Origin of the sequence: Pseudomonas sp. AFG_SD02_1510_Pfu_092 (genome assembly GCF_003331055.1) — a bacterium.
Taxonomy (GTDB): Bacteria; Pseudomonadota; Gammaproteobacteria; order Pseudomonadales; family Pseudomonadaceae; genus Aquipseudomonas.
The window spans coordinates 13622-35139 of sequence record NZ_PUQD01000056.1 but is presented as its reverse complement, the minus strand read 5'-3'; the positions used below and the strand labels follow the sequence as shown (position 1 = coordinate 35139).

General features: G+C 65.3%; 19 protein-coding genes. 8 read left to right on the top strand and 11 right to left on the bottom strand.

What is annotated here, in order from left to right; genetic code table 11:
* Nucleotides 1-120: 120 nt before the first annotated feature.
* The 8 genes from dacB to C6A77_RS20345 all read right to left on the bottom strand — a co-directional run bounded on the left by dacB (nt 121) and on the right by C6A77_RS20345 (nt 9170).
* Entirely contained in the window at nt 121-1578 is a 1458-nt protein-coding gene (gene dacB / locus C6A77_RS20380) for a D-alanyl-D-alanine carboxypeptidase/D-alanyl-D-alanine-endopeptidase (RefSeq protein WP_114171092.1), read from the bottom strand.
* A 188-nt stretch (nt 1579-1766) separates the two neighbouring features.
* Nucleotides 1767-2111, bottom strand: a complete 345-nt coding sequence (locus C6A77_RS20375) for a YggL family protein (RefSeq protein ID WP_004376110.1) — start codon at nt 2109-2111, stop codon at nt 1767-1769.
* A gap of 41 nt (nt 2112-2152) precedes the next feature.
* The gene (locus tag C6A77_RS20370; protein WP_114171091.1) at nt 2153-5785 is read right to left on the bottom strand and encodes a transporter substrate-binding domain-containing protein; all 3633 of its coding nucleotides are present in this window, start codon (nt 5783-5785) and stop codon (nt 2153-2155) included.
* An 8-nt stretch (nt 5786-5793) separates the two neighbouring features.
* The gene (locus C6A77_RS20365) at nt 5794-6411 is read right to left on the bottom strand and encodes a response regulator transcription factor (protein ID WP_114171090.1); all 618 of its coding nucleotides are present in this window, start codon (nt 6409-6411) and stop codon (nt 5794-5796) included.
* Nucleotides 6412-6695: 284 nt separating this feature from the next.
* Nucleotides 6696-8027 (bottom strand): deoxyguanosinetriphosphate triphosphohydrolase, encoded by a 1332-nt coding sequence (locus C6A77_RS20360; RefSeq protein ID WP_114171089.1) that lies wholly within the window; start codon nt 8025-8027, stop codon nt 6696-6698.
* 118 nt (nt 8028-8145) lie between these two features.
* On the bottom strand, nt 8146-8475 hold the full coding sequence (locus C6A77_RS20355; RefSeq protein ID WP_114171088.1) for a hypothetical protein: 330 nt from the start codon (nt 8473-8475) through the stop codon (nt 8146-8148).
* Complete coding sequence (locus tag C6A77_RS20350) at nt 8472-8846, bottom strand: phage holin family protein (RefSeq protein WP_013971683.1); 375 nt, start codon at nt 8844-8846, stop codon at nt 8472-8474. Before C6A77_RS20350 ends, C6A77_RS20355 begins: the two co-directional genes overlap by 4 nt.
* A gap of 9 nt (nt 8847-8855) precedes the next feature.
* A complete protein-coding gene (locus C6A77_RS20345; RefSeq protein ID WP_114171087.1) occupies nt 8856-9170 on the bottom strand; it encodes a YqjD family protein in 315 nt (104 codons plus the stop codon).
* A 313-nt stretch (nt 9171-9483) separates the two neighbouring features.
* Between C6A77_RS20345 and C6A77_RS20340 the strand changes: the two genes are divergently transcribed.
* From C6A77_RS20340 to C6A77_RS20320, 5 genes are all read left to right on the top strand, one after another.
* A complete protein-coding gene (locus C6A77_RS20340; protein WP_114171086.1) occupies nt 9484-10692 on the top strand; it encodes an ammonium transporter in 1209 nt (402 codons plus the stop codon).
* Between the two features lie 71 nt (nt 10693-10763).
* The gene (locus C6A77_RS20335) at nt 10764-11003 is read left to right on the top strand and encodes a glutaredoxin family protein (RefSeq protein ID WP_114171085.1); all 240 of its coding nucleotides are present in this window, start codon (nt 10764-10766) and stop codon (nt 11001-11003) included.
* 108 nt (nt 11004-11111) lie between these two features.
* Nucleotides 11112-11543, top strand: coding sequence for a D-Ala-D-Ala carboxypeptidase family metallohydrolase (locus tag C6A77_RS20330; RefSeq protein ID WP_114171084.1), 432 nt, complete (start codon nt 11112-11114; stop codon nt 11541-11543).
* Between the two features lie 65 nt (nt 11544-11608).
* Nucleotides 11609-11917: a transcriptional regulator gene (locus tag C6A77_RS20325; RefSeq protein ID WP_114171083.1), complete on the top strand. Its 309-nt coding sequence runs from the start codon at nt 11609-11611 to the stop codon at nt 11915-11917.
* 51 nt (nt 11918-11968) lie between these two features.
* A complete protein-coding gene (locus C6A77_RS20320; RefSeq protein WP_114171082.1) occupies nt 11969-12853 on the top strand; it encodes a pseudouridine synthase in 885 nt (294 codons plus the stop codon).
* A 663-nt stretch (nt 12854-13516) separates the two neighbouring features.
* Here the strand turns inward: C6A77_RS20320 and C6A77_RS20315 are convergent.
* A complete protein-coding gene (locus C6A77_RS20315) occupies nt 13517-15082 on the bottom strand; it encodes a PAS domain-containing methyl-accepting chemotaxis protein (protein ID WP_114171095.1) in 1566 nt (521 codons plus the stop codon).
* 275 nt (nt 15083-15357) lie between these two features.
* Nucleotides 15358-18099, bottom strand: a complete 2742-nt coding sequence (gene acnA / locus C6A77_RS20310) for an aconitate hydratase AcnA (RefSeq protein ID WP_114171081.1) — start codon at nt 18097-18099, stop codon at nt 15358-15360.
* A 224-nt stretch (nt 18100-18323) separates the two neighbouring features.
* Here acnA and rlmM point away from each other — a divergent pair, with 224 nt between their 5' ends.
* From rlmM to pdxB, 3 genes are all read left to right on the top strand, one after another.
* The gene (rlmM, locus tag C6A77_RS20305) at nt 18324-19388 is read left to right on the top strand and encodes a 23S rRNA (cytidine(2498)-2'-O)-methyltransferase RlmM (protein WP_114171080.1); all 1065 of its coding nucleotides are present in this window, start codon (nt 18324-18326) and stop codon (nt 19386-19388) included.
* Between the two features lie 176 nt (nt 19389-19564).
* A complete protein-coding gene (gene tusA / locus C6A77_RS20300; RefSeq protein WP_114171079.1) occupies nt 19565-19807 on the top strand; it encodes a sulfurtransferase TusA in 243 nt (80 codons plus the stop codon).
* Nucleotides 19808-19867: 60 nt separating this feature from the next.
* Nucleotides 19868-21013: a 4-phosphoerythronate dehydrogenase PdxB gene (gene pdxB / locus C6A77_RS20295; protein ID WP_114171078.1), complete on the top strand. Its 1146-nt coding sequence runs from the start codon at nt 19868-19870 to the stop codon at nt 21011-21013.
* 150 nt (nt 21014-21163) lie between these two features.
* Here the strand turns inward: pdxB and C6A77_RS25740 are convergent, their stop codons facing one another.
* Complete coding sequence (locus tag C6A77_RS25740; RefSeq protein WP_164497673.1) at nt 21164-21337, bottom strand: PA1571 family protein; 174 nt, start codon at nt 21335-21337, stop codon at nt 21164-21166.
* Nucleotides 21338-21518 lie beyond the last annotated feature (181 nt).

Genomic DNA, 21518 nt, shown 5'->3' with positions numbered 1-21518 from the left:
CGCCCCCCCCCCGGCGGCCCCCCCCCCCCCCCCGGGGCCCCCCCCCCCCCCCCCCCCCCCCCCCCCCCCCCCGGGGGGGGGGGGGCCCCCCCCGCGAAAGGGCCGGTACAGGCTAAGCAATCAATTGGCCGCTGTACTGCCGGCCAGCTTCGGCTGGCGATACAGGTCGAGCAGCACCTGGTCGAGCACTTGCGAGGCGCCCCACGGTTTCGGGTCGTTGAGAATCGCCGCCACTGCCCAGGTATGGCCGTTGCTGTCCCGGCTGAAGCCGGCAATCGCCCGCACGGTGTTCAGCGTACCGGTCTTGATATGCCCCTCTCCGGCCATGGCGGTGCGCTTGAGGCGCTTGCGCATGGTGCCGTCCATGCCCACCAGCGGCATCGAACTCATGAACTCGGCGGCATAGGGGCTCTTCCACGCGGCCTGCAGCATCGCGGCCATTTCCCGGGTGCTGACCCGCTCGGCGCGCGACAGACCGGAGCCGTTTTCCATTACCAGGTGCGGCGCGGTAATGCCCTTTTTCGCCAGCCACTGGCGCACCACGCGCTGAGCGGCGCGGGCGTCGTCGCCATCGGCATCGGTGCGGAACTGCGCGCCGAGGCTCAGGAACAGCTGCTGGGCCATGGTGTTGTTGCTGTATTTGTTGATGTCGCGGATCACTTCCACCAGGTCGGGCGAGAAGGCCCGCGCCAGCAGGCGTGCACCTTTGGGCACGTTCTCGAAACGGTCGCCACCCTGGATACTGCCGCCCAGCTCGTTCCAGATCGCGCGCACGGCACCGGCGGCGTAGGTCGGGTGGTCGAGCAGCGACAGGTAGGTCTGCGAGTTGCAGCCGTCACCCAGCTGGCCGCTGACCGTTACGCTGATGCCGTTGGCCTGTGGCACCGGGTTGTAGCGCACATCGCCCGAGCACTGTTTCGACGCCACCGCCTTGACCTGGTTGTCGATGTGGATGCTGGCAATCGGCGGCTCGACCGCGATGGTGACCTTGCCACCATCGTTGCGGGCGACGAAGCGCAGGGCCTTGAGGTTGACCAGCAGCGAGTCGGGCTTGACCAGGAACGGCTTGTTGTCATCGCCGCCGTCGTCGTTGAACTGCGGCAGGTTGGGCTGCACGAAGTGGCTGCGGTCCAGCACCAGGTCACCGCTGATGGTGCGCACGCCATTGGCGCGCAGGTCACGCATCAGCAGCCACAATTTTTCCATGTTCAGTTTCGGGTCGCCGCCACCTTTGAGGTACAGGTTGCCGTTGAGCACACCGTTGCTCAGGGCGCCGTCGGTGTAGAACTCGGTCTTCCACTGGAAGGTCGGGCCGAGCAGTTCCAGCGCCGCGTAGGTGGTGACCAGTTTCATGGTCGAGGCCGGGTTCACCGAGACATCGGCATTGAACACGGTCGGCGTGCCGGGGCCGTCCAGCGGCAGCATTACCAGCGACAGGGCCGAGTCTTGCAGTTTGTTGGCTTTCAGCGCCTGCTGCACTTTGGCGGGCAGGGTGGTATTGACAGCGGCGGCCTGGCTGGGCAGGGCAAATGGCAACAGCAGGCCGGCAAGTACGAGGGGACGAAGCGTTTTGATCATGATGAATACATACCCTACGGCGAGGGAAAAGGGCATTGGGGCTATAAAGGATGATGGCCCCAGGACGAAAGAATTCGCATTATGCCCCAAGCGCAGCGACGATGCGCCACGTTCGACGGAAAAGCATCCCCAATAAAAAAGGCCACCCCAATAGGGGCGGCCTTTTCAACGATCAAGCCGGGCCGGAATTATTCGGCCTTGTTGATCGGCTTTTCCGGGTACCAGGCGTCCAGCAGCGGGCTGACTTCGATCTTGGTCAGTTCGCTGCGGCCTTTGAGCCAGGCTTCGACGGCTGCGCGCTGTTCTTCGCTGACCGAGCCGCGTTTGACCGAGCACACCAGGCCGAAATCGTCACCGCCTACATAGTCCAGGCCGTTGGCGTCCATGGCTTCGGCCAGGAACGCGTCGAGGAAAGCATCGATTGCCTGGTCATCCAGATCTTCCTTGAATTCCAGGTTCAGCTCGAAGCCCAATTCCTGAAACTCGTCGACACACAGCTTCTTGCGCAGACGACGGGAGCGGTTTGTGGCCATGAAACAATCCTCTTAGGTAATAACGCCGCGCAGTCTACCAGTTAACACGCCTGGCTGCCTGCCTGTGTGCAACTGGCCGTGGCCAGTTCCCTGGCCAGCGCCCGTTCCACCCTGCGCATGTGCCGCGCCAGGGCCTGGCGGCGCAGGCGCAACTGGGCGCTGGGCAGGTCGCTGGCCTCCAGGGCTTCGCAGGCCGCCATCAACTCGGGGGCTTCGAGCATCCGTGCGGCGCTGAGCACTTTGTGCGCCTGCTCGGCGATGGCACCGCTGTCATGCTGCGGGTTCAGCGCCATCAACGCCGCCAGGTCGACCTGCAGGCTCTGCTGCAATGCCTGCAGGAAGCGCTGCCGGTCGTTCGGGTCGTGCCCGACCACGGCGGCCAGGCCATCCAGGTGGTACAGCTTGCGCCGCCGTTGTTGCTGGCGGCGCGGGCGAATGCCAGCCAGGCGCTGGCTGAGCGTGCTCAGGCTGATGGGCTTGAGCAGGCAGTCGTCCATGCCGGCGCTGAGGCACTTGCGGCGTACCTCGGGCTGGGCGTTGGCGGTGTAGCCGAGGATGGTACAGCGCGGCCGCTTGCCGTGACGCTCTTCGGTGCGCACGGCGGTCGCCAGCTGGTAGCCGTTCATGTGCGGCATGTTGCAGTCGAGCACCAGCACATCGAAGTTGCCCGCTCGCCAGATGGCCAGGCCTTCGCGACCGTCATGCGCGCTGGTGTGCTCCAGGCCCAGGTAGCCAAGCTGCTGGGCCATCAGTTGCAGGTTGGCCGGGTGGTCATCGATCACCAGCACGTTCAGCCGTGGGTCGGGCACATCGAGGTTCTCGAGCAGCGGGGCGGGCTGCGCGGCAGCATCGACGCGCTGCAGCGGCATCTTCAGGCGCACCTGGGTGCCGACGTCCTCCAGGCTCTTGATGGTCAGGCTGCCCCCCATCATTTCACACAGGTTGCGGCAGATGGCCAGGCCCAGCCCGGTACCCGCACGGGCGCCCTGGCTGTGCGGGTTGGCCTGGATGAACGGGTTGAACAGGCGTTGCAGGTCGTCGGCGTGGATGCCGATACCGCTGTCGCGCACTTCCAGCTCGAGCACCGCAGGCGGGCTGTTGCCGTCCTCCACCAGGTCGACGCAGATACGCACCTGGCCATGCTCGGTAAACTTGATCGCATTGCTCACCAGGTTCGACAGCACCTGCTTGAAGCGCAGCGGGTCGAGCAGCGCATGGCAGCGTGCGGCGGGGGCGATCATCACCTCCAGGGCCAGGCCTTTCTGCCGCGCCTGGCCCTCGAAAATGCGCCCTACCGATTCCACCAGGGCCGCCAGGTCGACGGGCTCCGGGGCCAGCGACAAGTGCCCGGACTCGATACGCACGATGTCGAGAATATCGCCGATCAGGCCCAGCAGGTCCTTGGCCGAATGGTGCGCCAGTTCCAGCGCGCTGCGGTCGACCCGGCCCTGGTCGGCGCGCTTGACCGCCAGTTCGAGCATGCCGATCACGGCATTCATCGGGGTGCGGATTTCGTGGCTGATGGTTGCCAGGAAGGTGCTCTTGGCACGGTTGGCGTCGTCGGCCTGCTGCTTGGCCTGGCGCAGTTCCATGACCAGGTGACGGCGATCGCTGATGTCGATCCAGCCGCCGATGATGCCCTGCACCTCGCCCAGCGAGTCGCGGTACGGCAGGATCCAGTGGTAGATGGTCATCTCCCGGCCCTTGATCCGCAGTGGCCGGTCCATGATCAGCGGCCTGCCCTCGGCCATCACCTTCAGGCAGTCGGCATGGATCTGCCGGGTCTGCTCGCCATCGGCGAACAGGCTTTGCTCCAGGCGTTTGCCGATGACGTCGTCGGAGCGAGCCTGCACGGCTTCCAGGTAGCTGGAGTTGCAGCTTTGCAGGCGGCCCTCGCGGTCACGCACGTACATGGGGTGGGGGGTGCCGTTGAGCAGGGCGCGCATGAACGCCAGCTGGTCGTTCAGTGCACGTTCGGCGCGTTGCCGCTGGCGAATCTGCAGGCGCAGGCGGGCGTTCCACAGCAAGGCCAGCAGCAGGAGCACGGCGGTACCGAGCACGACCTGGATCGCCAGCCGGCGGTAACTCTCGCTGTTGCCATCCTCGTGCAGGCCGAAGCCGCGCCAGCGGTTGTTGATGACCCCCAGTTCTTCCGGCGAGATGCTCAGCAGGGCCTTGTCGAGGATCGACGCCAGCGCCGGGGACGGCGCACGGGTGGCCATGGCGAAGCTGGCGGGTTCGCTGCCGACGGTGGTGCGGATGACCAGTTCGGGGTTGCCGGCCAGGGCGTGGTTGGCGTCGATCAGGGTGGTGATCACCGCATCGACGGCACCGCTGCTGAGCAAAGCCATGGAGTAGAACGCGCTTTCGGTCTCGACCCAGCCGATTTGCGGATGATGCCGTGACAGCATGGCGTCCATGGCGCTGTAGCGGGTGATGGCAATGCGGTGCCCGTGCAACTGCTCCAGCGAGGTGAAGGGCGTCTTGTTCTTGCGGCTGACCAGTACGTAGGCGCTTTCCAGGTAAGGCCGGCTGATCTGCAGGTCGTCTTCGCTGACCCCACCGGTGGCCAGCGCGGCGACAACATCGGCGCGGCCATCCTTGAGCCGGGCGATCATGTCGGCGAGGCCGCTGGCGCGTTGCACTTCGAAGCGCAAGCCGGTGCGCAGGCGAATGAGCTCGAGCAGGTCGGCGGTAATGCCGCGAAAATGCCCCGAGCCATCGAAATAGGAGACCGGTGCGGCGGTGTCATCGATTGCCACGCGCATCACCGGGTGGTCCTGCAGCCATTGTTCTTCAGCTGCGCTCAGTTGCAGCCTGCGGTCGGTCAGCAGCAGGTCGCTACCGGCGCTCCAGCGCTTGAAGATACTGGCGCGGATGGCCGGGGGCTGGCTGTCCAGGGTGGCGTTGACCAGTTCCATCAGCAGTTTGTCCTGCTGGCGCAGGGCAAAACCGAAACCGATGGCTTGGTGCTTGCCGAAACTGGCCATGCGCAGGCGCGGCAGGTGGCCGCGGTTGAGCTGGTAGTGGGTGGAAATGGTGTCGCCAATGAACACATCGGCCTGGCCGAACGCCACGGCATTCAACGCCTGGCTGGACGAGCCGAAGGCCAGCAGCTTGGCCTTGGGGTAGGCTCTGTTCACCTCCTGCCGGGGCAGGTAGTGGTAGAGCATGCCCAGGCGCATGCCGGCCAGGCCCGTGTCCAGCGCCCGGCTCTCGTCCTCGCGCGTTACCAGTACCGGCTGGTCGATGGCGTAGGGGTGCGACAACGCCAGGCCATCGCTGGCCGCTTCGTAACCGTTGGCGCTGCCCAGCAGGTCGATATCACCGTGGCGCAGCGCCTCCACCGCTGCCTGCCGGCTGGAAAAGCGCAGCACCCGCACCGGCAGTTGCAGCGCCTTGCCGATCAGCGCTGCGTACTCGGCGGTAAGGCCCTGGTAATCCCGGCCGCCGCTGGTGATGTCGAACGGCGGGTAGTCCGGGGCCGAGGTGCCCAGCACCAGTTCCTGACGGTTTTCGAGCCACTGCCGTTGTTCGGCGGTGAGCACAGGCTGTACAGGCCTGGCCGAGGAACGTGTCAGCAAGGCATAGGAAGAGGCTTCATTCTGGGCGGCCTGTGCCACCTCGCCGAGCAGCAGCAAGGCGAGCAGCAGGCGAACGATAAGCTGCGCCATGACCCGCCTCAGACCAATGCGTTGCGTTTGGCCATATCGATCAGGTCGACCAGCGTATTGACCTGCAGTTTGTGCATGAGGCGCTTCTTGTAGGTACTGACGGTCTTGCTGCTGAGGAACATGCCCTTGGCAATTTCCTTGTTGCTGCGGCCCTGGGCGAAGAGTTGCAGCACCATCAGTTCGCGGTCGTTCACCTGGCGGAAAAGTTGCTGATCGGCATCGATCGCCTGGTCATGCTTTATTGCCTGGCTGGGGAAGTAGTTGTAACCGGCCAGCACGGCCTTGATCGCACTGAGCAGTTCGCTCAGGTCTTCCTGCTTGCACACATAGCCGGCGGCGCCGGAGTGCATGCAGCGCACGGCGAACAACGCCGGCGACTGCGCGGTCAGTACCAGCACTTTCAGCGGCAGGGCCATGGCCTGGAAGCGGGCGAGCACCTCCAGCCCGTCCAGCTTGGGAATGCTGATGTCGAGAATGACCAGGTCGGGTGCGGTTTCGCGAATCATCTGCATGGCGTCCACGCCGTTGTCCGACTCGCCGACAACCTTGTAATTCTGGTTTTCCAGCAACATACGGACGGCCAGGCGAATGACGGGATGATCGTCGACAATAAATATGGAGTGCATGTTCAACTTCCCTGCGGGCGATTGAGGGTGACGGACGGCACCTTATCGCAGTTGCAAGTCAGCGGGCATGCGAGGAAGGGCGATTAGCCCTATATGGGAAATGGCTTACACGATAAAACAAAACAGGCTACGAATTTGGCCTGATTTACTGAATGTCAAAGTGTGATTGGTAACTTTTTATCTGTTTTTATTCGGGGTGTTTAATTTGTCGTGCATATATGTAGGAAGTTTCCTGCATTAAGCAGTGCAGCCCGCAGCGAATGCCCAGGCTGCATCGGCAGGGTTCAGGTCGGGCTGGAGCGTCCGGTCATCTCCCGGGCCATTTCGCTGGCGTAGCTGTCGGTCATCCCGGCGATGAAGTCGATCATGCGCAGGAAGGCGCTGTGCAGCGAGCCGTGCGGGTCGGGCGCGTTGTTGCCGATCAGGTCCAGTACCCGGCGGCTCTTGAACGACGGGGTGCGCCCGCCGTGCTGCTCGAGGGCGGCAGCGCAGAAGGTGTTCAACAGAATCTCCAGGGTGGTGTAGGCGCCTATTTCATGCAGGGTCTTGCGCTTGTCCTGGAAGATCTTGTTGCGTGCCATGTCCTTGGCCTGCAGCACGCAGCGCTTGGCCGGGCCGTGCATGTGTTCGACCAGGTCGCCCGCCAGTTGCCCGGCCAGCAGGGCCTGCTGCTGCTCGACGAAGGCGTGGGCGGCCGCGTTGGTCAGGTGCTCGATGGCCTTGCCGCGCAGGATCGCCAGCTTGCGCCGCCGTGAATCGCCAGGGCCGAGCTGGCGGTAGGTTTCCGGCAGGTCGTCGCCCACCAGGTCGAGCAGCAGCGCTTCGACTTCGGCGTATTGCAACAGCTCCATTTCCAGGCCGTCTTCCAGGTCGATCAGCGCATAGCAGATGTCATCGGCGGCCTCCATCAGGTACACCAGCGGGTGGCGTGCCCAGCGCTGGTGGTCCAGCTGGGGCAGGCCAAGCTTGCGGGCGATCTGCTCGAGCAGCGGCAGTTCGCTCTGGTAACTGCCGAACTTGTGCTTCTTGTAGCCGAGCGCGTCGGCGTGGCGGGCGCTCCATGGGTACTTCAGGTAAGTGCCGAGGGTGGCGTAGGTCAGCCGGGTACCGCCGTCGAACTGGTGGTACTCCAGCTGGGTGAGCACACGAAAGCCCTGGGCATTGCCTTCGAAATTGAGGAAGTCGGCGCGTTCGTCGTCGCTCATGGCGTCCAGCCAGCCGCGCCCGGCGGCCTGCTGGAACCAGTGGCGGATGGCGTCTTCACCGGAGTGGCCGAACGGCGGGTTGCCGATGTCGTGGGCCAGGCAGGCCGACTGCACGATCATCCCCAGGTCGCTGGGCGCGCACCAGTCCGGCAGGCTGTCGCGCAGGGTTTCGCCGACGCGCATGCCCAGCGAGCGGCCGACGCAGCTGACTTCCAGCGAGTGGGTCAGGCGTGTGTGGATATGGTCGTTGCTGGAGACCGGGTGCACCTGGGTCTTGCGCCCGAGGCGGCGGAAGGCACCGGAAAAGATGATGCGATCGTGGTCTTTGTGAAAAGGGCTGCGCCCAAGTTCTTCGGCGCTGTACAGGGCTTTGCCCAGGCGTTCGCGGGTGAGCAGGGTGTGCCAGTCCAAGGCGCGGTCTCCTGTGGATCGAAGGCATTAGCTTCCAGTGTCGTGTGCAGATGCGCAAGGGGCAGGTCGATGCCCCGTGGGAGCGGGTAAACCCGCTCCCCCAGGGGCAATTCAGGCGTCAGGGGCGGCGGCTGCCTTGCAGGTACAGGCGCAGCAGCGGCAGCACGGTGGTGCCCAGGCGCAGCAGCCGCGCCAGGTTGCCGCTGCGCACGCCCTTGCCGGTGAGGAAACCCAGCGCCACCACGGCGCCAATGCCCCACAGCGGTGCATGCTTGATGCCCAGCCCTTCGTGCAGCGAGCTGCCCATGCCGCGCACGCGCCGCAGCGGTTCCAATAGCTGCGCGGATTCGTGGCGGATTTCCTGGCGGTGCATTTCCATGCGCAGGCGCAGCAGGGCCTTGCGCAGTTCACGCGGGTTACGGGTGTTCGGCAGTTCTGGCAGGCTCATGGCAACAGGCGCTCCCGGTCCTTGGCAAGTTCCTCGAGGGTGGCGCCGAACGGCGACGACTCGTCGAACACCGCAGCCTTCAGGCGCAACCCGCAGTACAGCGCGGCGATGCCGTAGAACACGCACAGGCCGATGATGCCGGCCAGGCGATAGCTGTCCCACAGCAGCACCAGCAGCAGCCCGGACAGCGCCGTCAGCAGCAGCAGGGCGAACACCAGCGCCAGGCCGGCGAACAGCAGCAGGCTGAGGGTGCGGCCTTTCTGCTCCTGCAATTCGATGCCGAACAGTTCGATATGGCTGTGCAGCAGCCCCAGCGCAGCCGCACCCAGGCGCTTGCCCGAGGCGCTGGCACCGTTGGCGTCATTCTCCATGGGAACCCCTTAGCGGCGGTTGGCCAGCAGGCCGATCAACAGGCCGACGCCGGCGGCAATGCCGATCGCCTGCCACGGGTTTTCCTGCACGTACTGCTCGGCGCTGCCCAGGGCTGCCTGGCCGCGTTCGCGCACCGAGTCCTGGGTCAGTTGCAGGCTTTCGCGGGCCTGGGCCAGGCGGTCGTGGATCTGCCCGCGCAGCTCGTCCGCCTGGTCGCCGGCCAGGTTGGCGGTATCGGCCAGCAGCTTTTCGGTGTCGCGGACCAGTGCCTGGAAGTCAGCCATCAATATCTCTTGTGCAGTCTTTGCCGATTTGCTGGCCATGGGTGTCTCCCTGTCGATGAATGTTGGTAGTTCGAGTAACGGCATGCGCCGAAGGTTCAAGTGCCGGCGCTGGTATGAGCCTTGCTAAGGCTTTGCCACGTTGCGGGGCGCCCCGGGTGGGTATTGCGCCGATTCAGGGCGCCAGCGCAGCGGGTACCGATAAACCTTAACCCAATCCACGACAAACCCAAGAAAAAACCACGCAGGCTCCGCCCGGCTCACCGAAACAGGGCAGGGGGCTGGCACCGATACGGTGCAGGGATGCAGGTTCTTGAACTGTCCTGGTGCCTTTTTAAGCAGGTCTGCCTATTTCATGGAAAACATGCACAGCGCGATGGACTCCCTGGTCCACGGTTCCAATACCCTGTTCATCCTCATGGGCGCCATTCTGGTGCTGGCCATGCATGCCGGTTTCGCCTTTCTCGAAGTGGGCACGGTGCGGCACAAGAACCAGGTCAACGCCCTGTCGAAGATCCTCAGCGACTTCGCCATCTCGGCGCTGGTGTACTTCTTCGTCGGCTACTGGATAGCCTACGGGGTCAGCTTCCTGCAACCGGCGGCGGTGCTAGCTGCCGACCATGGCTATGCGCTGGTCAAGTGCTTCTTCCTGCTGACCTTCGCTGCGGCGATTCCGGCGATCATCTCCGGCGGCATCGCCGAGCGGGCGCGCTTCGTGCCGCAACTGTGCGCCACGGCGTTGATCGTGGCCTTCATCTATCCGTTCTTCGAAGGCGTGGTGTGGAACGGCAACCTGGGCTTGCAGGCCTGGTTGCAGGCACGCTTCGGCGCGCCGTTCCATGACTTTGCCGGCTCGGTGGTGGTGCATGCCATGGGCGGCTGGCTGGCCCTGGCGGCGGTGCTGCTGCTGGGCGCGCGCCGCGGGCGCTACCGCGAGGGCCGGTTGGTGGCGTTTGCGCCGTCGAGCATTCCCTTTCTGGCATTGGGGTCGTGGATCCTGATCATCGGCTGGTTCGGCTTCAACGTCATGAGCGCGCAGACCTTGCAGGGGGTCAGCGGCCTGGTGGCGATCAACTCGCTGATGGCCATGGTCGGGGGCACCCTGTCGGCCTTGCTGGCCGGGCGTAACGACCCGGGCTTCCTGCATAACGGGCCGCTGGCCGGGCTGGTGGCGATTTGTGCCGGCTCCGACCTGATGCACCCGGTTGGCGCCTTGGTCACCGGCCTGGTGGCCGGCGCGCTGTTCGTCTGGACGTTTACCGCCGCGCAGAACCGCTGGAAGATCGACGACGTGCTGGGTGTGTGGCCCTTGCATGGCCTGTGCGGGGTGTGGGGCGGCATTGCCTGTGGTGTGTTCGGCCAGGCGGCGCTGGGCGGCATGGGCGGGGTCAGCCTGGCAAGCCAGTTGCTGGGCAGCCTGCTGGGCGTGTTGGTGGCTTTGGCCGGTGGCTTTGCCGTGTACGGCGCGATCCGCGCGTTGCATGGCCTGCGCTTGAGTCACGAACAGGAGTTCCAGGGGGCGGACCTGTCGCTGCACCGTATCGGCGCCACCAGTCAGGATTGAGTCAGGTCAGGTGCAGGGTGGGCAGGACGGACCTAGAATAGGCTCTCTTACTGCCAACCCGGACTTGCCCCATGCTGCCTGAATGCCAACTGTTCGGTACCCTTGGTTGCCACCTGTGCGAAGTGGCCGAGGCGGTGCTGATGCCCTTCGTCGATCATGGCCTGCTGGTGGAACTGGTCGACATCGCCGAGAGCGAGCCGATGTTCGAGCGTTATGGCCTGATCATTCCGGTGCTGCGGCGCTGCGACAATGGTGCCGAGCTGCACTGGCCGTTCGATGCCGAACAGGTGGTGGCGTTCCTTGAGCAATGATCCCTGTAGAGGAGCTGCAACCCTGCTCCATCGCGGCTGATGCGAGCCGATGATCGCGGGCCGGCACACCACTGCCGGTGTCCTTCGCCCTCATCGGAATAGCTCGTCATGTTGATCACTGCCCATTTCACCTACGATGAAATGACCGTTTCCCAGCTCGCTGCCCGGGACGGAATCGATAACACCCCACCTCCCGCGGCCAGGGCCAATCTGCACCTGCTGTGTAGCGCCCTGGAACAGGTACGCGCGCTGTTCGCCGCGCCCGTCGTCATCAGTAGTGGTTTTCGCAGTACGCGGGTCAACCAGCTGATCGGTGGCAGCCCCGACAGCCAGCATGTACAGGGGCTGGCGGCCGACTTCACGGTGATCGAGTTCAGCCCGCGCGAGGTCGTGCGCCGGATCAGCGAAAGTGCCGTGCCCTTCGACCAACTCATTCTCGAATACGACCGCTGGGTGCACCTGTCGGTGACGCGTGGCACGCCGCGGCGGCAGGTGCTGACCATACGCAGCGGCAGCGGTTACCTGCCGGGGCTGCAATGAAGCGCATTGACGGCGACAAGAGGAAATTCGTATGCTGTATATAAATACAGTATCGAGGTAAAGCCATGCTCAACGTCGAGCAACTCAAGTACAGCGTCAACCGCATGCCTGTCGAGCGGGTGGCCGACGCCGTTCTGGAACTGCGCCTCGAAGGCCTGGTGACCGACGACCGCACGCCGTTCGGCAAGGTCCATTTCAATACCTGCTTCGCCGAGATCGAGGCCTTGCTCCAGCGTGCCGGCTATCACCGCGGGCTGGATGTGGTGGGTTACGAGGGGCTGCTGTATGCCCTCTACGACCCTGGCCGCTGGGAGCCGGTGCAGGTACTGCGCTGGCTGAAGGAGCGCTGTGAGGCGATGGCCCAGGCTGGTTGAGGGCGCGGGCTTGGGGGATAATGCGCGGCCGTGAACGTTTCGAGCCCTGCCATGACCACGCCTTTCGACCCCGCTCGCCAGCAAGCCAGTACGGTATGCCTGCCACCCGGTAACTGGGTGACGGTGCTCGATTGCCTGTGTGACCATTTCAAGGCCATCGACCGGGCGCAATGGCTCGACCGCTTCGCCCGTGGCCGGGTGCTGGATGCCGAGGGGCGGGCGGTTAGCGCCCAGTTGCCCTACAAGCGTGGCATGCGTCTGCACTATTTTCGCGAGGTGCCGAACGAGCGGCCGATCCCGGTGCAGGAGGTTGTGCTGCATGTGGACGAGCACCTGGTGGTGGCTGACAAGCCGCATTTTCTGCCGGTGACGCCGACCGGCGAGTACGTCGAGCAGACGTTGCTGCGCCGCCTGATCCGTCGCCTGGATAACCCGCACCTGGTGCCATTGCACCGCATCGACCGGCACACCGCCGGGCTGGTGCTGTTTTCTGCCAACCCGCACAGCCGCAGCGCCTACCAGCGGCTGTTCCCCGAGCGGCGCATCGACAAGCGCTATCAGGCCATCGCTGCGGCCATGCCGCAGCATGATTTCCCGTTGGTGCACAGAAGCCGCCTGGTGCATGGCGAGCCGTTTTTCCGCATGCATGAAGTGGAAGGGCAGGCCAACAGCGAAACCCTGGCCGAGGTGTTGGAGAAGAATGGCGAGCTGTGGCGCTATGGCCTGTCACCGGTGACCGGCAAGACCCATCAGTTGCGCGTGCACATGGCGTCCCTGGGGGCGGCGATCAGCAATGACCCGTTCTATCCGCGGCTGCTCGATGAACAGGATGATTACCAGCGGCCGCTGAAGCTGCTGGCGCAGAGCCTGCGTTTTGCGGATCCACTGAGTGGCGAGGAGCGCTACTTCGAAAGCCGTTTGCGGCTGGACTGGTAGGCAGATAGTCAGGCTTGCAGAGCCCTCGTGGGAGCGGGCAAGCCCGCGAAGCAGGCTACGCGGGGGATGGCACCGGCTGCGCCGGTGTTCGCGGCCACGGCCGCTCCCACCAGTACAGCGTGAGCCCGGACCTGCGCCGTCCCTGTGGGAGCGGGTTCACCCGCGAAGCAGGCGACGCGGTGGATGGCACCGGCTGCGCCGGTGTTCGCGGCTAAAGCCGCTCCCACAAGCACAGCGTGAGCCCGGACCTGCGCCATCCCTGTGGGAGCGGGCAAGCCCGCGAAGCAGGCGACGCGGTGGATGGCACCGGCTACGCCGGTGTTCGCGGCTAAAGCCGCTCCCACAAGCACAGCGTGAGCGCGGACCTGCGCCGTCCCTGTGGGAGCGGGCAAGCCCGCGAAGCAGGCGACGCGGTGGATGGCACTGGCTACGCCGGTGTTCGCGGCTAAAGCCGCTCCCACAAGCACAGCGTGAGCCCGGACCTGCGCTGTCCCTGTGGGAGCGGGCAAGCCCGCGGAGCAGGCGACGCGGGGGATGGCACCGGCTGCGCCGGTATTCGCGGCCACGGCCGCTCCCACAGGTACCGCGTGAGCTCGGGCCTGCGCCATTCCCTGTGGGAGCGGGTTCACCCGCGAAGCAGGCGACGCGGTGCGTGGCACGGGCTTAGCGGTTGAAGCGCTCCACCAGCGAGTACTGAGTACCCGCCGTGCTGGTCAGCTCCTCGCTCAGCAGCGCCGAGTGCTGGGCCTGTTCGGCAGTCTGGTCGGCCAGTTCGGCGATGGTGGTGATGTTGCGGCTGATCTCGTCCGCCACCGCCGTCTGCTCCTCGGTCGCCGCGGCAATCTGCGTGGCCATGTCGGTGATATTGGCCACCGCTTCGCTGATCCCTACCAGCGCCTCGTCGGCCTGCATCACCCGGTCGACCCCTTCCTGTGCCTGGCGGTGGCCGGTTTCCATGGTCAGCACGGCATTGCTGGCGGTCTGTTGCAGCTTGGCGATCAGGCTGTGGATCTGCCCGGTGGATTCGGCGGTACGCTGGGCCAGCTGGCGCACTTCGTCGGCGACCACGGCAAAGCCACGGCCCATCTCACCAGCACGCGCGGCTTCGATGGCGGCGTTCAGCGCCAGCAGGTTGGTCTGGTCGGCGATGCCCTTGATCACATCGACCACGCCGCCAATCTCGTCGCTGTCCTTGGCCAGTTGCGTCACTGTCTGGCCGGTCTGGCCCACCGCCGCCGACAGGCGTTCGATGGCTTCGCGGGTTTCCCCGGCAATCTGCCGGCCCTGGCCGGTCAGGCGATTGGCTTCCTGGGTGGCATCGGCGGTGCGCTGCACGTGGTTGGCCACTTCCTGGGTGGTGGCGGCCATCTGGTTGACGGCGGCGGCTACCTGCTCGGTCTCCACCCGCTGACGTTCCAGCCCCGAGGAGCTCTTGTGCGCCAGCGCGTCGGACTGGCGCGCCTGTTCGCTGAGGTGTTCGGCGCTGTCCTGCAGGCGGGTCAGGCAGGTTTTCATGCGCGCATCCTGGCTGAGCATGGCCATTTCCAGGCGCGCCTGCACGCCACGGCTGTCGGTGTACATCTGCGCGATCAGCGGGTCGGAGGTGGTCTGTTCGGCCAGGCGAAGCAGGCGCTTGAGGCCGCGCTGCTGCCAGCCCAGGCCCAGCAGGCCGAGTGGCACCGACAGCGCGGCTGCCAGGGCGAAGCCCCAGGAATGGCCCAGCCAGTTACCGATCAGGAAGCCCACCTGGCTGACCAGGATGAACGGCAGCCAGTCCTGCAGCACCGGCAGCCACTTGTCCCGGCGCGGGATCGGCGGCTTGCCCTGGTTGATGCGCTGGTACAGGGCCTCGGCACGGCGGACCTGTTCGGCGGTGGGTTTGACCCGCACCGACTCGAAGCCGACCACCTGGTTGTTGTCGAAGACCGGCGTGACATAGGCGTTGACCCAGTAGTGGTCGCCGGACTTGCAACGGTTCTTGACGATGCCCATCCACGGCAGGCCCTGCTTGAGGGTTTGCCACATATGGGCGAACACTGCAGGCGGCACATCGGGGTGGCGCACCAGGTTGTGCGCTGCACCGGTCAGCTCTTCGCGGGTGAAGCCGCTGATCTCGATGAAGGCATCGTTGCAGTAGGTGATCACCCCTTTGGCGTTGGTGGTGGAGATCAACCGCTGCTGGGCAGGGAAAGTCCGTTCTCTCTGGGTAATCGGCTGGTTGTTACGCATGGGGTGATAGTCCGCAGGGCTTTCGACAGATATCGGCCAGCCGCTGGTTTTGTTGAATGAATATTTGATCTGCTTGACTTGTGGCAATAAGCCATTATTCAGGATGAATTAGTCAGCGAGCGTGTTCGAGCCAGTTAGCGCCATTATTGCGTTTTTACTGCGGTTTAATGACGGATAAGTCGGATGATGACTGATTGGCTGGCGAAGAGCCAGCAGCGCATGGCGATAAACCGGAAATGCCTGGGGGCTGCACTGCAGCCCCCAGGCAGGCCGCTTCAACCTGCAATCAGTTGGCGCAACACATAATGCAATATGCCTCCCGCCTTGAAGTACTCCACTTCGTTGAGGGTATCGATCCGGCACAGCACCTCGATCTGCTCCTGCTGGCCATTCTCGCGAGTGATACGTAGCGGCAGGCTCATGCCGGGGTGCAGCGGCGCGCCATCCAGGCCCAGCACATCGATCCGTTCCTTGCCGGTCAGCCCCAGTTGCTTGCGGTCGTGCCCGGCCTTGAACTGCAGCGGCAGCACGCCCATGCCCACCAGGTTGGAGCGGTGAATGCGCTCGAAGCTTTCCGCCAGCACCGCCTTGACCCCCAACAGGTTGGTGCCCTTGGCTGCCCAGTCGCGGCTCGAGCCGGTGCCGTATTCCTGGCCGGCGATCACCACCAGCGGGGTGCCGGCCTGCTGGTAGCGCATGGCCGCGTCGTAGATCGACAGTTTCTCGCCACTGGGCACATGCAGGGTGTTGCCGCCTTCCTCGCCGCCCAGCATTTCGTTGCGAATACGGATGTTGGCGAAGGTGCCGCGCATCATCACTTCATGGTTGCCCCGGCGTGAGCCGTAGGAGTTGAAGTCGCGTGGTTCCACCCCCTGTTCACGCAGGTAGCGCCCGGCCGGGCTGTCGGCCTTGATGTTGCCGGCCGGGGAAATGTGGTCGGTGGTCACCGAGTCGCCCAGCAGCGCCAGAATCCGCGCGCCCTGGATGTCGGCAATGCGCGGCGGTGGCCCGCCGATGCCGTCGAAGAACGGCGGATGCTGGATATAGGTGGAGTCGGCCTGCCACACGTAGGTGGCTGCCTGCGGTACCGCGATGGCCTGCCACTGCGCATCGCCGGCGAACACTTCGGCGTATTCCTTGTGGAACATCGCCGTATCGACCTTGGCCACGGCGTCGGCGATTTCCTGCTGGCTGGGCCAGATGTCGCGCAGGTACACCGGCTGGCCGTCCTTGCCGGTGCCCAGCGGGTCGCGGGTCAGGTCCAGGCGCACGCTGCCGGCCAGGGCATAGGCCACCACCAGCGGCGGCGAGGCCAGCCAGTTGGTCTTGACCAGTGGGTGCACGCGGCCTTCGAAGTTGCGGTTGCCCGACAGCACCGAGGCCACGGTCAGGTCGGCGCTGGTGATGGCTTTCTCGATCGCTTCATCCAGCGGGCCAGAGTTGCCGATGCAGGTGGTGCAGCCATAGCCGACCAGGTCGAACCCCAGTTCATCGAGGTACGGGCGCAGCCCGGCAGCCTCGAAATAGTCGGTGACCACCTTGGAGCCCGGCGCCAGCGAGCTCTTGACCCACGGCTTGCGTTGCAGGCCTTTTTCCAAAGCCTTTTTCGCCACCAGCCCGGCAGCCATCATCACGCTGGGGTTGGAAGTGTTGGTGCAAGAGGTGATGGCGGCGATCACCACGGCGCCATCGCGCAGGGTGTGGGTCTGGCCTTGATGGCTGTAGTCGATCGCCCCGGCCTGGTCGGCGTTGCCCACCGCCACGCCGCCGCCACCTTCGCTTTCCAGGCGGCCGACCTCCTTGGCCAGCGGTTTGGGCTGCAACTCGATGAAGTGGTCGAAGGCCTGGCTGACCTGGCCCAGGGCGACGCGGTCCTGCGGCCGTTTGGGCCCGGCCAGGCTGGCTTCGACTTCGTCCATGTCCAGCGCCAGGGTGTCGCTGAACAGCGGCTCCTGGCCCGGCAGGCGCCACAGGCCCTGGGCCTTGCAATACTGCTCGACCAGCTGCACGGTCGCTTCGGGGCGGCCTGACAGGCGCAGGTAGTCCAGGGTCACCTGATCGACCGGGAAGAAGCCGCAGGTGGCGCCGTATTCCGGGGCCATGTTGGCGATGGTCGCGCGGTCGGCCAGCGGCAGCTCAGCCAGGCCATCGCCATAGAACTCGACGAACTTGCCCACCACGCCCTTCTTGCGCAGCATCTGCGTCACCGTCAGCACCAGGTCGGTGGCGGTGATGCCTTCGCGCAGCTTGCCGGTCAGCTTGAAGCCGATCACCTCCGGTATCAGCATCGACACCGGCTGGCCGAGCATGGCCGCCTCCGCCTCGATGCCGCCCACACCCCAGCCGAGCACGCCCAGGCCATTGATCATGGTGGTGTGCGAATCGGTACCGACCAGGGTGTCGGGGAAGGCGTAGGTGCGCCCATCGGCGTCACGGGTCCACACGGTGCGGCCCAGGTATTCCAGGTTGACCTGGTGACAGATGCCGGTACCCGGCGGTACCACGCGGAAGTTGTCGAAGGCGTTCTGGCCCCAGCGCAGGAAGGCGTAGCGCTCGCCGTTGCGCTGCATTTCGATGTCGACGTTCTCGCTGAAGGCCTGCGCTGTGCCGTAGCGATCGACCATCACCGAGTGGTCGATCACCAGGTCCACCGGTGACAGTGGGTTGATCCGCTGCGGGTCGCCCCCGGCCTTGGCCATGGCGGCGCGCATGGCGGCCAGGTCGACCACGGCCGGCACGCCGGTGAAGTCCTGCATCAGGACCCGCGCCGGGCGGTACTGGATCTCGCGGTCGGAGCGCCGCTCACCCAGCCACTGGGCGAGGGCGCGCAGGTCATCGCCGGTGACGGTCTTGCCGTCCTCCCAGCGCAGCAGGTTTTCCAGCAGCACCTTCAGCGACATCGGCAGGCGCTGCAGGTCGCCCAGCTGGCGGGCGGCTGCGGTGAGGCTGAAATAGTGGTAGGTCCGGTCGCCGACCTGGAGCGACGTGAGGGTGTTCAGGCTATCGAGCGAGGGCATTGCCAACTCCTTCTGCGCCGGTGCCCGACAACGCGTTTCGGTTTGCCGGTGTCACCGCTGTGTATCGGTCCGCACGGCACGGACCTGGCTGAAAGGTCAGGTTAGACCGCTTTGCGCCACCTGACCCTTTTCTGGACCGGCGGGGCGTGTCGCAGGTTCCGATCTTCCTTTATCATCGCCGCCCTGCCGGCGCCTGTGGTGCGCCAGCCGTAGTGGAGTGAGAGATGAATACCCTGTTCATGCATTGCCGGCCCGGTTTCGAGGGCGAGGTGTGTGCCGAAATCAGCGAACATGCTGCCCGCCTGGGCATTGCCGGCTACGCCAAGGGCAAGCCGCACAGTGCCAGCGCCGAGTTTGTCTGCAGCGAGGCGGGCGGTGCCGAGCGCTTGATGGGGGAGCTGCGCTTCAACCAGCTGATTTTCCCGCGGCAATGGGCCCGTGGCGGCTACGTCGAACTGCCGGAAAGCGACCGCATCAGTGTGCTGCTGGCGCACCTGGCCGCGTTCCCGGTGTTCGGCAGCCTGTGGCTGGAGGTGCTGGACAGCAACGAAGGCAAGGAATTGTCCACGTTCTGCCGCAAGTTCGAGGTGCCGTTGCGCAAGGCCCTGGAAAAGGCCGGGCGCCTGGTCGACGACCCCCATCGCCCACGCCTGCTGCTCACCTTCATCAGTGGCCGGCGGGTATTCGCCGGTGTTGCCCCGGGCCACAACAGTGCGCTGTGGCCGATGGGCATCCCGCGCCTGAAGTTCCCCCGCGAGGCACCCAGCCGCTCGACGCTCAAGCTGGAAGAGGCCTGGCACCAGTTCATCCCGCGCGAGCAGTGGGAGCAGCGCCTTGGCGATGACATGACCGGGGTCGACCTGGGCGCTTCGCCGGGCGGCTGGACTTATCAGCTGGTGCGCCGGGGCATGCTGGTGACGGCCATCGACAACGGGCCGATGGCGGAAAGCCTGATGGACACCGGCCTGGTCCAGCACCTGATGGCCGATGGTTTCACCTGGCAGCCGAAGCAGCCGGTCGACTGGATGGTGTGCGACATCGTCGAGAAGCCGGCGCGTACCACCTCGCTGATCGAAACCTGGCTGGGTGAGGGGCTGTGCCGCGAGGCGGTGGTCAACCTGAAGTTGCCGATGAAGCAGCGTTATGCCGAGGTGCGGCGTTTGCTCGACCGCATGGAAGCGACATTCAAGGCGCGCAAGATCAAAGTGTCGATTGCCTGCAAGCAGCTTTACCACGACCGCGAGGAAGTGACCTGCCATCTGCGTCGGCTCGATCTGAAACCGCGGTGATTTCGGCGGCTGCTTTGCAGCCCAATCGCCGGCAAGCCAGCTCCCACAGGGAGTGCAATTGTTTCAGGCTTGCTGCAATTCTGTGAGAGCTGGCTTGCCGGCGATTGGGCCGCACAGCGGCCCCTTGGTCCACGCGGTACTATGCGCGACAATAGCGATCATTTGCGGAGCCCCCCATGACCGATTTCACCCCCGACGCCATCCTCGACGCCACCGGCCTGAACTGCCCGGAACCGGTGATGATGCTGCATCAGCACGTGCGAGACCTGGCTGCTGGCGGTCTGCTCAAGGTCATCGCAACCGACCCCTCGACCCGCCGCGACATCCCCAAGTTCTGCACGTTCCTTGGCCACGAACTGCTGCAGCAGCAGGAAGACGCCGGTACCTTCCTGTACTGGATCCGCAAGAAAGCCGACTGAGGCGCTCTGGAACGCGCCCGGCGTTGCGCCTACACTGCGTTCCCCAGACAGGAGAGCGCCATGCTGATAGTTGCCGACGAGAACATCCCGCTGCTCGATGCCTTCTTCCAGGGTTTCGGCGAAATCCGCCGTTACCCGGGGCGAAGCCTCGATGCCGCCAGCGTCAGGGACGCCGACATCCTGCTGGTGCGCTCGGTGACCAAGGTCGATCGGCAGTTGCTCGAAGGCAGCCGCGTACGCTTTGTCGGCACCTGCACCATCGGCACCGACCACCTCGACCTGGGCTACTTCGCCGAGGCCGGTATCCACTGGAGCAGCGCGCCGGGCTGCAATGCCCGCGGTGTCGTCGACTACGTGCTGGGTAGCCTGCTGACCCTGGCCGAGCTGGAGGGGGTGGCGCTGCCCGAGCGCGTGTATGGCGTGGTCGGTGCGGGCGAGGTGGGTGGCCGCCTGGTGCGGGTGCTGCAAGGGCTGGGCTGGAAGGTGCTGGTCTGCGACCCGCTGCGCCAGGCCGCCGAGGGCGGTGCTTACGTCAGCCTCGAAACCATCCTGCAACAGTGCGATGTGATCAGCCTGCACACGCCGCTGGAGCGTGGCGGCGAGCACCCGACCTGGCACCTGCTGGGCCAGGCGCAGCTGGCGCAATTACGCCCGGGGGCCTGGCTGATCAACGCCAGCCGTGGCCCGGTGGTGGACAACGCCGCCCTGCGCGAATTGCTGCTGGACCGCGAAGACGTGCATGCGGTGCTGGACGTGTGGGAGGGCGAGCCGCAGGTCGATCTGCAACTGGCCGACCTGTGCACGCTGGCTTCGCCCCACATCGCCGGTTACAGCCTCGACGGCCGCCAGCGGGGCACGGCGCAGATCTACCAGGCGCTGTGCCGCTTCCTGGGTGTGGGCGAGCAGGTGCGGCTGGCCGACCTGTTGCCGCCAGCGCCATTGGCGCAGATCGAACTGGATGCCAGCAGCGACCCGGCCTGGGCCTTGGCCACCCTGTGCCGCGCGGTGTACGACCCGCGCCGCGACGATGCCGATTTCCGCCGCAGCCTCAGTGACGACCCGCAGCAGCAGCGTGCCGCCTTCGACCAGCTGCGCAAGCAATACCCGCCACGGCGCGAGATAGAGGGGCTGGCGGTGCGCTTGCGTGGGGAGTCGCCGCAGTTGGCGCAGTTGGTGAGTGCGCTGGGTGGGGTGTTGGCCGGGTAGCGTGTGAAATCCTGTGCCGGCCTGTTCGCGGGCATGCCCGCTCCCTCAGATTGCCCCCTTGTGGGAGCGGGCGCGCCCGCGAAGAGGCCGGCACAGGATTCAGGCAAATAAAAACCCGGCGCAAGCGCCGGGTTGCAAGAAATTCGCCGATCAACCTTTGCGTACGCGCTCGACCCGGCTTTCTTCCAGGGCCTTGCAGGCCTGCTGGATCATCTGCTCGGTGATCGGTACTTCGCGCCCCTGGGCGTCGATGATCGAACCGCACACCTGCGGTTGCGGGTGGGGCCGGGGCTTCTGGTTGTCGCTGCCATGCTGCAAGCTCATGTATCGTCTCCTCATCAGGTTCAAGCGCAGGTTAACCCTGTGCCGTGACTGGCCTGTGACAGGTCCTGCAGGGGTCACGGCAGGCACAGTCCAGCAGAAACGGCGGTAAAGCTCCATACTCTGGTTAGACCGATAGGCTATAGCAACCCGCAACGGTTCCACGGGCCCGGATGGATGATAG

Bases quoted from the DNA above. Each gene is read 5' to 3' on its own strand.
- C6A77_RS20340 (WP_114171086.1), top strand. From the start codon at position 9,484: ATGGAAAACATGCACAGCGCGATGGACTCCCTGGTCCACGGTTCCAAT.
- C6A77_RS20330 (WP_114171084.1), top strand. From the start codon at position 11,112: ATGTTGATCACTGCCCATTTCACCTACGATGAAATGACCGTTTCCCAG.
- C6A77_RS20350 (WP_013971683.1), bottom strand. From the start codon at position 8,846: ATGGAGAATGACGCCAACGGTGCCAGCGCCTCGGGCAAGCGCCTGGGT.
- acnA (WP_114171081.1), bottom strand. From the start codon at position 18,099: ATGCCCTCGCTCGATAGCCTGAACACCCTCACGTCGCTCCAGGTCGGC.
- C6A77_RS20345 (WP_114171087.1), bottom strand. From the start codon at position 9,170: ATGGCCAGCAAATCGGCAAAGACTGCACAAGAGATATTGATGGCTGAC.
- dacB (WP_114171092.1), bottom strand. From the start codon at position 1,578: ATGATCAAAACGCTTCGTCCCCTCGTACTTGCCGGCCTGCTGTTGCCA.
- C6A77_RS20315 (WP_114171095.1), bottom strand. From the start codon at position 15,082: ATGCGTAACAACCAGCCGATTACCCAGAGAGAACGGACTTTCCCTGCC.
- tusA (WP_114171079.1), top strand. From the start codon at position 19,565: ATGACCGATTTCACCCCCGACGCCATCCTCGACGCCACCGGCCTGAAC.
- C6A77_RS25740 (WP_164497673.1), bottom strand. From the start codon at position 21,337: ATGAGCTTGCAGCATGGCAGCGACAACCAGAAGCCCCGGCCCCACCCG.
- C6A77_RS20325 (WP_114171083.1), top strand. From the start codon at position 11,609: ATGCTCAACGTCGAGCAACTCAAGTACAGCGTCAACCGCATGCCTGTC.
- pdxB (WP_114171078.1), top strand. From the start codon at position 19,868: ATGCTGATAGTTGCCGACGAGAACATCCCGCTGCTCGATGCCTTCTTC.
- rlmM (WP_114171080.1), top strand. From the start codon at position 18,324: ATGAATACCCTGTTCATGCATTGCCGGCCCGGTTTCGAGGGCGAGGTG.
- C6A77_RS20370 (WP_114171091.1), bottom strand. From the start codon at position 5,785: ATGGCGCAGCTTATCGTTCGCCTGCTGCTCGCCTTGCTGCTGCTCGGC.
- C6A77_RS20355 (WP_114171088.1), bottom strand. From the start codon at position 8,475: ATGAGCCTGCCAGAACTGCCGAACACCCGTAACCCGCGTGAACTGCGC.
- C6A77_RS20320 (WP_114171082.1), top strand. From the start codon at position 11,969: ATGACCACGCCTTTCGACCCCGCTCGCCAGCAAGCCAGTACGGTATGC.
- C6A77_RS20335 (WP_114171085.1), top strand. From the start codon at position 10,764: ATGCTGCCTGAATGCCAACTGTTCGGTACCCTTGGTTGCCACCTGTGC.
- C6A77_RS20365 (WP_114171090.1), bottom strand. From the start codon at position 6,411: ATGCACTCCATATTTATTGTCGACGATCATCCCGTCATTCGCCTGGCC.
- C6A77_RS20375 (WP_004376110.1), bottom strand. From the start codon at position 2,111: ATGGCCACAAACCGCTCCCGTCGTCTGCGCAAGAAGCTGTGTGTCGAC.